A 14229-nucleotide genomic window follows, 5' to 3' on the forward strand; every position below is an offset into this window, starting at 1 on the left:
GGACAAGTCTCTTAAGCAGCGGTCGCAGGGCGGTCTGGAGCAAGGTGGTGGCTGGAGGTATCTTCATTTCCTTCGGGGTCGTAAAGAGGTTCAGACTTCGCAATTACTGCTGTCGCGATACTGTTGCCTACGACGTTGGTCGCGGTGCGGGCCATGTCGAGGAACTGGTCGATACCGATAATTAGCAGCAGCCCAGCTTCGGGCAGGTTGAACATCGGCAAGGTCGCGGCCACAACGACCACCGAAGCACGGGCCACACCGGCCATACCTTTGCTGGTGATCATCAAGGTGAGCAAAATCAACAATTGTTGTGTGAAGCTCAAGTCGATGTTGTAGGCCTGGGCGATGAACATGATGGCGAACGCCTGGTACATCATCGAACCATCGAGGTTGAACGAGTAGCCCAGGGGCAGCACGAAACTGGAGACACGCTTCGGTGCACCAAATTTCTCCAACGCTTCCATTGTCTTGGGGTAAGCAGACTCGCTACTTGCGGTCGAGAATGCCAGCAGAATGGGCTCACGGATAAGCTTGCCGAGGGTGAAGACTGATTTTCCCAAGAACAGGTAGCCGGCGCCGAACAGCACGGCCCAGAGGATCAGAATGCCCAGGTAAAACTCAGCGATGAGTTTGCCGTAGTCGACCAACAGGCCCAGTCCCTGGGTGGTGATGGCAGAGGCTATCGCTGCAAAAACCCCAATCGGTGCAAAAGCCATCACATAGTCCGTTATGCGGAACATTACTTTTGCCAGTTCATCAATGCAGTCGACGATCTTGGTGTAACCCGCTCGCTTGACGCCGGCCAGCGCAAAGCCGAAGAACAGCGAAAAAACAACAATCTGCAGGATCTCGTTATTGGCCATTGCCTCCGCAATACTTCGTGGAAACACATGACTGATAAAGACCTTCAAGCTGAAGTCACCTGTGTTCACAGGAGCAGCTGTCGCTGAAACGTGCTGTGCAGCATCCAAGTTGAGACCAACGCCAGGGCTGAAGAGGTTGACCAAGCCCATACCGATTATCAGCGAGATAACCGAAGCTGTTACGAACCAAGCCATGGCGCGCATGCCGATACGCCCAACTGATCGCGAACTGCCCATGCTCGCAATACCACCAACCAAGGTCGCGAATACTAATGGCGCGATGATCATTTTGATCAAGCGCAGAAATATATCCGTAATCATGGAAAAGTACGATGCAATGTCCTTTGCCGCCTGCTCGCTTCCTGCGAACTCATGACACGCCCACCCCGCTAGCACACCCAACACAATGCCAATAGCGATACGACGCGGAAGCTTGTTTTTCTTCACGAAGATTTCCTCAAGTTATTTTTTACTTTTTCTACTTGGCAGGAGACAAAAGATTGAAAGTTAACCCTCTTATGGGGTTGGCTTAAAGCTTACAACTCATTTGATATCGACTTGATGAGTATTCAGGCTGGGGTTATGCGTTTTCGGAATAGTTTTGAAGCGTGCGCTCCGAAGCGATGCGCATTTGCTTAAAATGCTATCGGGAAACGGAGGAAAAAATGCAGATCAAGTGGTTCGAAGACCTGATGGCAATCGCCGAATGGAAGAATTTTTCGCGCGCTGCTGAGGTTCGCTGCGTCACACAGTCGGCGCTGTCCAGAAGAATTCGTTCACTTGAAGAATGGGTGGGCGTCGAACTGGTCGATCGGGGCACCTACCCCGTGCAGCTTACCCCCGCAGGGCAGGTGTTCTGTGACGAGGCACGCCATGTGCTAGATGGGCTGCTGGCTGTGCGCGCCAATCTGAGAAATGTCGAACGGATGCCAGGGCGTTCGATTCAAATCACCGCAGGGCACAGTCTCTCCATGACCTTCCTGCCCAAATGGCTTACTCAATTTCAGAGGCACAACGAGCGGTTCAATGCCCGGGTCGTGGCAGCCAACATCCATGATGCTGTGATAGCGCTTGAGGAAGGCAATTGTGACCTGATGATCGTCTACCATCACCCGCTAGCGCCCATATCACTGGATCCCCAGCGGTTCGGTAGCCTTACCCTCGGCCACGATGCCTTTATCCCCCTTAGCGCCCCTGACACCGACGGCAAGCCACTTTATCAGCTGGGTCAGCAGCATCAACCCGTGCCCCACCTGGCTTACACTGCCACCACATTTTTGGGGCGAGTGGAAGACGTGGTCATTCAGAATGCCCCTCAGAAAGCTCAGCTTGAACGATGCTATGAAGCGGATATGGCGATGCTATTGGTAAGAATGGCTGTTGAGGGTTATGGCGTTGCCTGGCTCCCGCACAGCGCGGTCGCTGACGAGCTTGAGCGTGGACTTCTTGTGCCGGCAGGAGGGGCGCAGTGGAGCACGCAGTTGGAGATTCGCTCCTATTGCTCCAATGCGAATCAGAACTCAACCATGCGCAGCTTGTGGAGCACACTTGAACTGGCATCTCGGAACTCCGCCAGCTCGTAAAAATGTCCACCGACTTCCCTCCTCCATCAGGATGGCCAAGGCAAGACCGCTAAAGCTGGCACTTGCGCAGACCAGCCCCGTCGCCCCCATCAACGACGAGCCCAGCGCTGCCCTCTCAGGCGTGAGGAAGGGGCGTTGTCCCTTCCTTTCGCAGATCGACAGGGTCAGATCTGTGCCTGCCCACCATCCACGAACAATTCAGCTCCGTTCACGAAACTTGAGTCGTCACTGGCAAGGAACACTGCCGCGTTGGCGATCTCGATAGGCTCACCTACTCGCCCCAGCGGCACCTGCGAAGCCAGGTAGTCGAGCAACCCTTGCTGCTGTGCCGCATCCGGGCCGGCCAAATCGACCAGGCCAGGGGTGCGGGTCGCACCCGGGCTGAGGGTGTTGACCCTGACTGCGCGATCCTTCAAGTCCAAAATCCAGCTACGGGCAAAGGCGCGTACAGCTGCCTTGGATGCCGAGTAAACGCTGAACGCGGCAGTACCGGAACTGCCAGCAGTGGAGCCCGTGAGGATGATAGAGGCGTTTTGTGCCAGCAACGGCAAAGCCTTCTGCACAGTAAACAGCACGCCTTTCACATTGCGGTCGAAAGTATCGTCGTAGTGCGCCTCGGTGATCTCACCCAAAGGCAGCATGGAGCCTCCGCCGGCGTTGGCGAACAGCACGTCGAGCCGCCCATGGTTCTGATTGATGCGAGCGTACAAAGCATCGAGCTGTTCGAGTTTCGTGGAGTCGACGGCAATACCGGTGGCGTTGCCCACCAGCTCCACCGCCTTGTCCAATTCAGCCTGGCGGCGGCCGGTGATGTAAACGTGGGCGCCCTCTTCAGCAAAGCGTTTAGCTGTCGCCAGGCCGATGCCAGTGGTGCCACCAGTGACCAGTGCGATTTTGCCTTCAAGTTTCTTGCTCATGATGTTTCTCCCGTCGGGGTTGCGATTTGGTGTGGGAGAAGCGTATCGACTGCCGCTGACTTTCAAAATAGAATCATTTGAAAGCCATCATTGCAGAAATGAAATGCCAAGAATTCCAGATTTTGAAGGCCTGGCGATGTTCGCCAAAGTGGCTGAAGAGGGCTCTTATGCGGCTGCCGCCAGGGCCATGGGCGTGTCGGTGCCCACCGTGTCACGAGCGGTGGCGCGCCTGGAGGAACGTCTGGGTGGTCGCTTGTTCAACCGTACATCACGCCAACTCTCAATGACCGAGTTTGGTCAGCGAATGGTTGATCAGGCCAGTGCGCTGTATCGCCAGGCCGAAGAAATGGAAAGCGAAGCCCAAGAACTGTCGGTACAGCCGCGAGGGTTGGTGCGGCTGGCTGTGCCCATGTCGTTCGGCTTGCGCTGGGTTGCACCGTTACTCCCTGATTTGCTGGCGCGCTACCCAGGATTGGAGCTCGACCTGCACCTGTCGGATTCAACCGTCGACCTGATCGCCGATGGCTTTGATGCGGCATTGCGCATCGCTGCCCTCCCCGATTCTTCGCTGGTGGCTCGGCGGATTTGTTCGGTCACTCAGTACCTGGTGGCCGCCCCATCGTATCTGGCCCAGCATGGTCATCCAGCCCATCCACGTGAATTGCTCGCTCATGGGTGCATGAGCTACGCCTATCGAGCGCGCAGTCAGGTATGGCGCTTCACCCACGGTGATGGCAGTGAGCAGGATGTAACACCGCGCGGCCCGCTACGTGTCACCAACGCTGATGCCTTGATCGCGCCGTTGCTGGCCGGGGTGGCGATCGCTGAGCTTCCGGAGTTCATCGCCGCCGAATATCTGGCCGATGGACGATTGGAGCACATCCTGCCTGAGTGGCAAATGACGCAAGGCGGTCTGTATTTCTTGACCCCATCAGCGCGCGCACGACCAAGAAAGGTTCAAGCCCTTTCTGACTTCTTTGCTGAACGCCTTTCAAACCCAGGCTGGCGGGAGTAAGCCCTAAACTGGTGCTTGAAGAGCCCCACGCCCCCTCACTAACGTGCTAAGCACTTGGTAATAGAACGAATTTTAGCGACGCAACAGTGCTATCGAACGACGTGCACACCGCAAAATATTGCCTATCGTAAACAGTCTCCACCGGACGAGGAGCGCTTTGCCATGGACATCGATAACCTGTTTGCGCAGCTGCACAGTCTACCCAGCATTCCCCAAGTTGCCCTGGAACTGCTCCAGCAGTTCGACAACCCTCACGAAAGCCTGGAAAAGGTGGCGCGCAGCATCGAGCGCGACCCGGTGATCGCCGCCAAGGTGCTACGCCTGGCAAACTCGGCGCGCTTCAAGGGTGCGCGCGAATCGGCCAGCATCGAAGACGCCGCCATGCGCTTGGGCTTGAACGTGCTGCGCACCCTGGTGCTGGCCTCGGCCGTGACCGGGGCGTTCAAGTCGGCGCCGGGCTTCGACCTCAAGGTGTTCTGGGGTCGCAGCTTTCAGGTTGCCAGCATCAGCCGCCTGCTGGCCCGTCAGTGCGGGCTCGACGGTGAAGTGGCGTTCACCTGCGGGGTCATGCACAACATCGGCGAGTTGTTGATCCAGACCGGCGCCCCGGACTACGCCGCGCGCATCAAGGGTGCCAGCGGCACTGCCAGCCGTGCTGCCAGCGAAACCCAGCAACTGGGGTTTGGCTACCCGGAAGTCGGCGCGGAACTGGGCAAGCGCTGGAACCTGCCGTTGACCATCCAGTCGGCCATCCGCTACCAGGCCCACCCGCACCAAGCCCCTGCTGGCCAGCCCTATGCGCGGATCATCGCCCAAGCCATGGAAATCTGCGATGCGCTGGAGCAACACGGCGGGCCAAATGCCGAGGCGCACAGTTCCCTGGGTGGCCCTCTGTTCGAGGGCGTCGACCTCGACGCGTTGTTCGACAAGCTGCCCCAGGTGCTGGAACAGGACAAGGCCTTCGCCGACTTCCTGGCCTGAACGTCCTGGGTGCTGCACACCTGGCTGGCCCCATGCCGGATGTCCGATCGCTACACCATCGGTCACCTGCGGCATGAAAATACATCGACGGTGTTAACAGCTACGGGCGTGGCCCCACACCACGCCCAACACCCCAGAACCAGGAGGGACCAGTACCATGACCGCCGTTAAGCTACACCCAGCGATCGACCGAGGTATTCAGGCGGAGCAACCTGGCTTCAGCGGAGGCACTCTGCAGTGCCTGTGCCCGACCGACAAGGTTGAAGTCGCCATCAACGCGCAAACGCTGCACAACCATGCCTGTGGCTGCACCAAGTGCTGGAAGCCTGCAGGCGCGACCTTCTCGGTAGTGGCAGTGGTCCCACGCGACAAAGTCAGCGTGCTGGCCCATGGCGAGAAGCTCCAGGTGGTGGACCCCAATGCAGTGATCCAGCGCCACGCTTGCCGTGACTGTGGTGCACACCTGTTCGGCCGCATCGAGAACACCGGCCACGCCTTCTACGGCCTTGACTTCGTGCATACCGAGCTGTCGCCGCAAACCGGCTGGTCTGCGCCCGCCTTTGCCGCGTTCGTGTCCTCGGTGATCGAAAGCGGCACGCCGCCGACACAGATGGCAGCGATTCGCGGACGCCTGCGCGAACTGGGCCTGGAGCCCTATGATTGCCTGTCGCCCCCACTCATGGATGCACTGGCCGCTCATGCCGCCAAACAAAAAGGCACCTTCCGCGAAGCCTGACGCCCTGCCCTGGCGTCGATGCGACCACCCGCCTCGACGCCAGCCATGGTGCTATCGCTGCTCCCGAACGAACTCGATGAATGCCTTCAATGCAGCAGGTACCTGACGCCGGCTTGGGTAGTACAAGTGCAGTCCCGGATAGTAATGACACCAATCATCGAGCACCTTGCGCAGCTGGCCGCGTTCCAGGTGGTCCTTGACCATGTCTTCGAACACATAGGCCAGGCCAAGGCCGTGCAAGGCAGGCTCCAGCATCAGGCTGACATCGCCGAGCACCAGAGGCCCCTGCACATCGACGTCCAACCGAACGCCGCCACGCTCGAACTCCCACCGATAAAGTGCGCCACCGGCAAAGCGATGACCGATACAAGGTAACTGCTTCAAGTCCTGTGGATGCTGCGGTACGCCATGCCGATCGAAGAACTCGGGTGACCCCACCACGACCGATCGCAGGTAAGGGCCAATGGGCAGTGAGACCATGTCGGCCTGCAGCCGCTCCCCCAGGCGCACGCCTGCATCGAACCCGGTACCCACCATGTCCACCAGCGCATCGTCACTGACGATTTCCAGGCGCACGTCCGGGTAGGCCACCAGAAAACGATTGGCCAGTGGTAACAGCGCAAGCTCAACCGCCGCCCGCCCAGCCGTTATGCGCAGGTTACCCGACGGCTTGTCGCGAAAACTGTTGAGGTCTTCCAGTGCGTCGGCTATGTCACGAAACGCAGGCTCAAGCCGCTGGTAAAGGCGCTCCCCGGCCTCGGTAAGCGCCACGCTGCGTGTGGTGCGGTTGAACAGGCGCACATCCAGTCGGGTTTCCAGGGTTCGCAGGGCATGGCTCAAGGCCGAAGGCGTCAGGCCCAGTTCGACCGCCGCACGGCTGAAGTTCAGGTGGCGGGCGATGCACAGGAAAAGCGACAGGTCGGCAGTGCTGGTCGGCTTCATTGCTGAAATTCACTCAAAGGCCCATGTCATATTCTTGGGATTATCACAGGAATGCACAGATCTTAAAGTTTGCTCACCCCATCGAAAAGGCCCGCATGGTGCAGGCCCGATACAGGAGGAGTTGACATGCGTACCTGGCTCATTACTGGCGCTTCCCGTGGTTTCGGCACCCTCATCGCCCAACAGGCCCTGGCCGCTGGCGACGCGGTCATCGCCACCGCGCGCAATCCGCAAGACATTGAAACTCGCCTCGGCCAACACCCCAACCTGCTCGCCGTGCGCCTGGATGTCACCCGCGAAGACGAAGCCCATGCGGCGGTCAGTGCCGGCATCAAACGCTTCGGTCGCATCGACGTGCTGGTCAACAATGCAGGGTTTGGCGTGCTGGGCGCTGTCGAGGAAACCAGCGCCAGCGAGACCGAGCGCCTGTTCGCCACCAACGTGTTCGGCGTGCTCAACGTGACACGTGCGGTATTGCCCCATATGCGTCGCCAGCGCAGCGGGCATGTGATCAACATCTCGTCGCTCGGTGGCTACCAGGCTTACATGGGCTGGGGGGTATATGGCTCGACCAAGTTCGCCGTCGAAGGCATCAGTGAAGCGATGCATCAGGAACTGGCCCCGCTGGGGATCAAGGTTACCGTGGTCGAGCCGGGCTTTTTCCGGACCGACTTCCTGGATGACCAATCGCTGGTGAAGACCGCTCTGGAGCTTGCGGACTACGACGCCACCGTCGGCGCCATGCGCAACCATGCCGAGGCTGCCAACCATGCTCAGCCCGGTAACCCCGAGAAGTTGGCAGAGGCCTTGCTGACCTTGGTCAATGCATCCAATCCCCCCCTGCGCCTGGCCCTGGGCAGCGACGCGGTCGCGCGTATCGAAGCCAAGCACCGTGTGGTCGAGCAAGAGTTGGCGCAATGGCGGGCGCTGTCCCTCTCCACCGACTTCGCTGCGTAATCGTTGCAGGCCCACACAATCTGAACCGGGACACCGGTTCAGATTGTGTGCTTACCGGGGTCGCCGACGAGCGGGCTGGAACACGACATCCTAGTAACTTGCATAATGAAAGTTACAGTGGAATAGTATCTCCATCCAGACACCGCACCCCAAGGCCGCCGTCATGAAAAAAGCCAGCTTTCAACCCATGCCCTGCCCTGTGGCACGGGCGCTTGAGCAGATCGGTGATGGCTGGAGCCTGTTGATTCTGCGCGACGCGTTCTACGGCCTGCGCCGTTTCGACGAGTTCCAGCACAGCCTGGGTATCGCCACCAACACCCTCACACGCCGGCTCAACGATCTGGTCACGGCAGGCTTGCTCGAACGCTGCCCCTACCAGACCAACCCTCCCCGTTTCGAGTACCTGCTCACCGACGCCGGTCGCGACCTGCGCCCGGTGATCCTGACCTTGATGGCCTGGGGGGCCAAGCATGCTGCCGGCTCGGAGAAGGTCTATCTCGCCGATGAGCACACCGGCTTGCCCGTCGCACTAACGCTGATGGACGCCAATACCGGCAAACCCATCACCGTTGAAGACCATCGAGTACGCATCAAACCCGATGCCGACCCACTGACCCACTGGCGCGCCGAAACCGGCAAGGCCCACCGCCAGGGCAGCACTTCGGCAAGCCCCCTCCCCACCCTGACCTCATCCGAGGGCTGACCATCATGAACGCTCGCGTCGACATGCCGCCCGGCCCGGTCGAAAGCACCGACACCGTCGCCAAAAGAACCCTGGGTAGAAAGACAGCCCTGCGCATGGCCGCATTGCTGCTCGCGGTGATGGGCGGTGCGGCCTATGCCAGTCATTGGTGGGCCAGCGGGCGCTTCATCGAAGACACCGAAGATGCCTACGTAGGTGCGGACGTAACGGTGATCAGTGCCAAGGTTCCCGGCTACATCACCGAGGTCGCTGTCGCCGACAACCAGTTCGTCAACGCCGGCGATCTCCTGGCCCGCATCGATGCCCGTGACTACAAGGCAGCACTGGCAAAAGCCGATGGCGCCGTCGCGGCGCAGCGCGCCCGTCTTGCCAATCTGGACGCGGTCGAACAGCTTCAGCATGCGGTCATCAGCCAGGCCAAAGCACAGATCGATGCACGCAGTGCCGAGGCACAACGCGCCTTGAACGACAAAGTCCGCTACCAGAACCTGGTAAACAGCCAGGCGGTTTCGGTGCAAAGCGCGCAACGCGTCGAGGCGGACTGGAAAACCGCGCAAGCTGATCGTGTGCATGCCCAAGCGGGCTTGCAGGCCGCGCATCAACAGCTGGCGGTGATCGACACGCAACGCGAGCAAGCCCGGGCGGCATTGGCCCAGGCAGAAGCGGACAGGGAACAGGCCCAACTCAATATCGGCTACACCGAACTGCGCGCGCCGGTGGACGGCTACGTCGGCAACCGCAGGGCCAAGGTCGGCGCCTACGCCGCAGCCGGCAGCCAGTTGATCTCGGTAGTGCCCGCCCATGGGTTGTGGGTGGATGCCAACTTCAAGGAAGACCAGCTTGCACGCATGCAAGTGGGTCAGGCCGTCAGCGTGTCTGCGGACATTCTGCCCGGTCGCACCTTCCACGGCCGTGTCGAGAGCATCGCCCCCGCCACCGGCGCACAGTTCAGCGTACTGCCGCCGGAAAACGCCACGGGCAACTTCACCAAGATCGTCCAGCGTGTACCGGTGCGGGTTCGCCTCGAAGGCAGCGATGCCGACTTCGGCGCGTTGCGCCCAGGGCTTTCGGTGATCGCCGAAATCGACACCAAAGCGCAACCACAAGCAAACGTTGCAGCGGCAGGCCGGCCGTGAACAGCGAACTGCCGGTGTTGACCCCTGCCCAGAAGGTGGCCGCCTTCGCCACCATGTGTGTCGGAATGTTCATTGCCCTGATCGACATCCAGATCGTTTCGGCTTCGCTCAAGGACATCGGCGGCGGGCTATCTGCCGGCGTGGATGAAACCGCCTGGGTACAAACGGCCTATCTGATCGCCGAAATCATCGTGATTCCCCTGTCCGGCTGGCTGTCGCGGGTGATGAGCACGCGCTGGTTGTTCGCCGCCTCGGCTGCAGGCTTCACCCTGACCAGCCTGCTGTGCGCGATGGCCTGGAACATCCAGAGCATGATCGCCTTTCGTGCGCTGCAAGGGTTTCTGGGCGGGTCGATGATCCCGCTGGTGTTCACCACGGCGTTCATCTACTTCACCGGCAAGCAGCGTGTGATCGCCGCTTCGGTGATTGGCGCCATCGCCTCGCTTGCACCGACCCTGGGCCCTGCCGTGGGCGGCTGGATCACCGACGTTTCGTCCTGGCACTGGTTGTTCTACATCAACCTGGTGCCCGGCATTTTCGTCACCTTTGCCGTGCCGATGCTGGTCAAGGTCGATCACCCCAACTTCAGTTTGCTCAAGGGCGCCGACTACCTGGGCATGGCGCTGATGGCCGCCTTTCTGGGTTGCCTGGAATACACCCTGGAAGAAGGCCCACGCTGGAACTGGTTCAGCGATGCCACGATTACCACCACCGCCTGGGTGGCGGGCTTGTGCGGCGTACTGTTCATCTGGCGCAGCCTGAAAATCGCCGAGCCGGTCGTCGACCTGCGTGCCCTTCGCGACCGCAATTTCGCGTTGGGCTGCCTGTTCTCCTTCATCACCGGGATCGGCATCTTCGCCACCATTTACCTCACACCGCTGTTCCTGGGCCGTGTACGCGGCTATGGCGCACTGGACATTGGCCTTGCCGTGTTTTCCACCGGTGTGTTCCAGCTCCTGGCTATCCCGGTGTACGCCTTTCTTGCCAACCGTGTGGACCTGCGCTGGATCCTGATGCTGGGCCTGGCGCTGTTCGGCGTGTCGATGTGGGACTTCTCGCCCATTACCCATGACTGGGGTGCCAAGGAGCTGCTGCTACCGCAAGCCATTCGTGGCTTTGCCCAACAGATGGCCGTTCCGCCAACCGTGACACTCACCCTGGGCGCGCTCGCGCCAGCACGGCTTAAACTCGCCTCGGGCCTGTTCAACCTGATGCGCAACCTGGGCGGCGCACTCGGGATCGCCGCCTGCGCCACGATCCTCAACGACCGCACCAACCTGCACTTTCAGCGCCTGGCCGAGCACCTGAACACGCGCAACGAAACCATGAACACCTGGCTCGAGCAATGGAGCAGCAACGCCCAGGCGCTGGGCCAGAACAGCCTGGACGCCGAACACACCGCGCTACACCAACTCTGGGCATTGACTTGGCGAGAAGCGCAAACCATGACCTACGCCGACGCGTTCCTGGTGATCATGGTGTGCTTCATAGTCGCAACGGTGCTGGTGCCTTTGATGCGCAAGGTCCAGCCGCCACCGCAACCTTCCGCCGACGCCCATTGATACGTTCTCTCACTCGAGCGTGCGCTGGCCATGCAGGCTGGCATTGGCAGTAGCCGGCCGGCTGTTGACCATGCAGTACAACGCACCGGCCAGCACCAGGCCCATCGCCCAGCTGATATCGGCACCCAACCAGTTGGCAACGAACCCTGTGTAGAACGAAAGCTTCATGAACGGAATCGTACCGATGATGGAAACGGCATAGACTGCCAGGGTCCGCCGGTTGAACCGCCCATAGCGCCCTTTGGGGTCGTACAAGTCACCCACCACATAATGGCCGCGGCACACCCAATAGTAATCCACCAGGTTGATCGCGCTCCAGGGAATCAGCAGGTACAACTGACCGATCAGAATGTCGGCGAAGAACGTGTCGAAGTGGTACTGGGTGGCAATCGCGATCAGTGTTGCTGCAACGCTCAATATCGCCATCACCAAGGCCTTGGCCGATGCGGTGACCTGTTTGAGCTCACCGAACGCACCGAAGATGGTCACCGTGGACATGTAGGCGCTATACAGGCAAAGCACGTTGTACTGAATCACGCCCAGCGCGATCACTGCCAGCGCCAGCGGTGCCCAAGGGCCGAACAACGTCGCAATGGCGGTTGCCGGGTCGTGGCCCAGCGCGGTAGGAATCGCCACGGCGAGCAAAGCACCGAGCGCCATCATGGCGAATGAACCCAATGCGCAACCGCAGTACGTCGTCCAGAAGGTGTCGCGGGTGCGCACGTTGGCCGGAAGGTAACGCGAGTAATCGGCCACGTAAGGGCCGTAACCAAGCGTCCAGGAAGCTGCCTGGGCGATGACCAGGTTGAATGCCGCAAAGGTGAAGCCTGTGCTTGGCGCCGTCGCCGAAGCGGCATCCGCCGGGTGCAGCAGGATCAGCACCATGGCAGCGGCAAACACCAGCGTCGACAGCACGCTCATCCACGCACCCAACCGATGGATCAGTTCATAGCCCACGAAACCGATGACGAAGGTCAGTACCCCGACCAGGACAATGGCCTGGTTGTCGCTCATCGGTATCAGCGCCTTCAGGGCATCGCGCATGAGCACGCCACTGGCGGCCAGAAACAGCACCGCCGCAACGACCATCACCAGCAAGGGAATGGCCGCGCCAAAAACCCCGAACTGCGCCCGGCTCTGGATCATTTGCGGAATGCCCAGGTGCGGCCCCTGGGCCGAATGCGCGGCCATGAACACGGTGCCGATCAGGTTGCCGATCAACAAGCCCAGCAATGTCCAGCCGAAACTCAACCCCGAGGCAATACCCAGGGTGCCGACCATCAAGGCAGTGACCTGGAAATTGGAACTGAACCAGATAGTGAACAAACGCCGGGGGGTGCCGTAACGCTCGTTATGGGGGACAAACTCGATACTGCGCTTTTCCAGCTTCACGACCGCCTCCTGATTCATTTTGGTGATTATCAGTTGGCTTCCGATAGCTTTTCGGCCTGTTAACGAACGTCTCATAGCTAGTAGCGCCATGCACCGACGCAATGACCAACGGCTACTACGCCTTGGCGCCGATCCTCGACGGTTTGGCCGCGGATTGTCTAAGATGCAACCTTTACCGTTTCAGCATGTTTCAATAAGGAACCCGATGTCTGTTCACCAAGCGCCACCGCTAACACCCAGCAAATCCACGGCTGCCAAGATGGAAGCCGCTCTGGCACTGGGGAGTTTCGCCATTGGCACCGGCGAGTTCGCCATCATGGGGCTGATGCCCGATATCGCCAGCAACCTGCAGTTGAGCGAACCCCAGGTGGGCCACGCCATCAGCGCTTACGCCCTTGGCGTGATGGTCGGTGCACCGACATTGGCCATTCTGGGTGCCAAGCTGCTGCGCAAGCACATGCTGCTGTGGCTGATGGTGCTCTATGCCATCGGCAACCTGGCCACGGCATTTGCCCCATCGTTCTCCAGCCTGGTCGCCTTCCGTTTCATCAGCGGCCTTCCCCATGGCGCGTATTTCGGTATTGCGGCGGTAGTGGTTTCCAGCATGGTGCCGACCGACCAGCGTGCCAGTGCGGTGGCGCGGGTCATGATGGGGCTTACCTTGGCCATGTTGCTGGGCAACCCCGTCGCCACATTCCTCGGGCAATTCTTCGGCTGGCGCTCTGCTTTTGTGCTGGTCGGGCTGATCGCCCTGTGCACCATCGCCATGGTCTGGCGCTTCGTGCCCCAACGTCATGATGAGGTACGCAGCGACCCACGCAAGGAACTGCAGGCCTTCCGACTGCCTCAGGTATGGATGGCACTGGCCATCGCCTCGATCGGCTTTGCCGGCATGTTCTGTGTGTTCAGCTACCTGGCACCGACCATGCTGGAAGTTACCCGCGTGGCGCCGCAGTGGATTCCGTTTGGCCTGGCTGCATTCGGCCTTGGCGGCATCATCGGCAACATCGCTGGCGGCAAACTGTTCGACCGTTTGCAGTTCCGCGCCGTGGGGCTGGTGCTGGTGTGGTCGATGGCGGTGCTGGTGTTCTTCTCGTTCGCCGCAAGCTCGCTGTGGTCGTTGCTGCTGGGCATCGGCCTGGTCGGCACCATGATCGCATTGGCCGCGCCGCTGCAGATCCGCCTGATGGATATCGCCCACGAAGCGCCAAGCCTGGCGGCGGCGTCGAACCATGCAGCCTTCAACCTGGCCAACGCCCTCGGCCCCTGGTTTGGCGGTATGGCGATCACGGCGGGGCTGGGCTGGACGAGCACGGGCTATATCGGTGCGGCTGCTGCACTGGCTGGCTTGGTGATCTACCTCTGTGCGCGTCGCATGAAAGGCGGGCACTGAAAGGGAGTACAGATGGCCGTGGGGTTTCCCACGGCCTTTTAGGTATACT

13 protein-coding genes are annotated in these 14229 nt (G+C 60.3%); 9 read left to right on the forward strand and 4 right to left on the reverse strand.

Annotation, left to right across the window (positions count from 1 at the left end; all coding sequences use genetic code 11):
• Nucleotides 1-11: 11 nt before the first annotated feature.
• Nucleotides 12-1310 carry a dicarboxylate/amino acid:cation symporter gene (locus PspTeo4_RS07955; RefSeq protein WP_322363154.1) on the reverse strand — a complete coding sequence of 433 codons (1299 nt, stop codon included), beginning with the start codon at nt 1308-1310 and terminating at the stop codon, nt 12-14.
• A 218-nt stretch (nt 1311-1528) separates the two neighbouring features.
• On the opposite strand from PspTeo4_RS07955, the gene PspTeo4_RS07960 reads away from it, so the two are divergent.
• Nucleotides 1529-2446: a LysR substrate-binding domain-containing protein gene (locus PspTeo4_RS07960; protein ID WP_322363155.1), complete on the forward strand. Its 918-nt coding sequence runs from the start codon at nt 1529-1531 to the stop codon at nt 2444-2446.
• Nucleotides 2447-2610: 164 nt separating this feature from the next.
• Here PspTeo4_RS07960 and PspTeo4_RS07965 read toward each other — a convergent pair whose 3' ends face one another.
• Nucleotides 2611-3363, reverse strand: a complete 753-nt coding sequence (locus PspTeo4_RS07965) for an SDR family NAD(P)-dependent oxidoreductase (protein WP_322363156.1) — start codon at nt 3361-3363, stop codon at nt 2611-2613.
• 103 nt (nt 3364-3466) lie between these two features.
• On the opposite strand from PspTeo4_RS07965, the gene PspTeo4_RS07970 reads away from it, so the two are divergent.
• The 3 genes from PspTeo4_RS07970 to gfa all read left to right on the forward strand — a co-directional run bounded on the left by PspTeo4_RS07970 (nt 3467) and on the right by gfa (nt 6095).
• On the forward strand, nt 3467-4378 hold the full coding sequence (locus PspTeo4_RS07970; RefSeq protein ID WP_322364814.1) for a LysR family transcriptional regulator: 912 nt from the start codon (nt 3467-3469) through the stop codon (nt 4376-4378).
• A 162-nt stretch (nt 4379-4540) separates the two neighbouring features.
• Nucleotides 4541-5359 carry an HDOD domain-containing protein gene (locus PspTeo4_RS07975; protein ID WP_322363157.1) on the forward strand — a complete coding sequence of 273 codons (819 nt, stop codon included), beginning with the start codon at nt 4541-4543 and terminating at the stop codon, nt 5357-5359.
• Between the two features lie 157 nt (nt 5360-5516).
• Entirely contained in the window at nt 5517-6095 is a 579-nt protein-coding gene (gene gfa, locus PspTeo4_RS07980; protein ID WP_322363158.1) for an S-(hydroxymethyl)glutathione synthase, read from the forward strand.
• 51 nt (nt 6096-6146) lie between these two features.
• On the opposite strand, the gene PspTeo4_RS07985 is transcribed toward gfa, so the two are convergent.
• On the reverse strand, nt 6147-7037 hold the full coding sequence (locus PspTeo4_RS07985; protein WP_322363159.1) for a LysR family transcriptional regulator: 891 nt from the start codon (nt 7035-7037) through the stop codon (nt 6147-6149).
• A gap of 126 nt (nt 7038-7163) precedes the next feature.
• Here PspTeo4_RS07985 and PspTeo4_RS07990 point away from each other — a divergent pair, with 126 nt between their 5' ends.
• From PspTeo4_RS07990 to PspTeo4_RS08005, 4 genes are all read left to right on the forward strand, one after another.
• Entirely contained in the window at nt 7164-7994 is an 831-nt protein-coding gene (locus PspTeo4_RS07990; RefSeq protein ID WP_322363160.1) for an oxidoreductase, read from the forward strand.
• A gap of 163 nt (nt 7995-8157) precedes the next feature.
• The gene (locus PspTeo4_RS07995; protein ID WP_322363161.1) at nt 8158-8697 is read left to right on the forward strand and encodes a helix-turn-helix domain-containing protein; all 540 of its coding nucleotides are present in this window, start codon (nt 8158-8160) and stop codon (nt 8695-8697) included.
• 95 nt (nt 8698-8792) lie between these two features.
• The gene (locus PspTeo4_RS08000) at nt 8793-9833 is read left to right on the forward strand and encodes an HlyD family secretion protein (protein WP_322364815.1); all 1041 of its coding nucleotides are present in this window, start codon (nt 8793-8795) and stop codon (nt 9831-9833) included.
• 53 nt (nt 9834-9886) lie between these two features.
• Nucleotides 9887-11395 carry a DHA2 family efflux MFS transporter permease subunit gene (locus PspTeo4_RS08005; RefSeq protein WP_322364816.1) on the forward strand — a complete coding sequence of 503 codons (1509 nt, stop codon included), beginning with the start codon at nt 9887-9889 and terminating at the stop codon, nt 11393-11395.
• 9 nt (nt 11396-11404) lie between these two features.
• On the opposite strand, the gene PspTeo4_RS08010 is transcribed toward PspTeo4_RS08005, so the two are convergent.
• A complete protein-coding gene (locus PspTeo4_RS08010) occupies nt 11405-12787 on the reverse strand; it encodes a purine-cytosine permease family protein (protein ID WP_322363162.1) in 1383 nt (460 codons plus the stop codon).
• Nucleotides 12788-12992: 205 nt separating this feature from the next.
• Here PspTeo4_RS08010 and PspTeo4_RS08015 point away from each other — a divergent pair, with 205 nt between their 5' ends.
• Nucleotides 12993-14180 (forward strand): MFS transporter, encoded by a 1188-nt coding sequence (locus tag PspTeo4_RS08015; RefSeq protein ID WP_322363163.1) that lies wholly within the window; start codon nt 12993-12995, stop codon nt 14178-14180.
• Nucleotides 14181-14229: the final 49 nt, after the last annotated feature.

This window comes from Pseudomonas sp. Teo4 (genome assembly GCF_034387475.1).
Lineage (GTDB): Bacteria > Pseudomonadota > Gammaproteobacteria > Pseudomonadales > Pseudomonadaceae > Aquipseudomonas.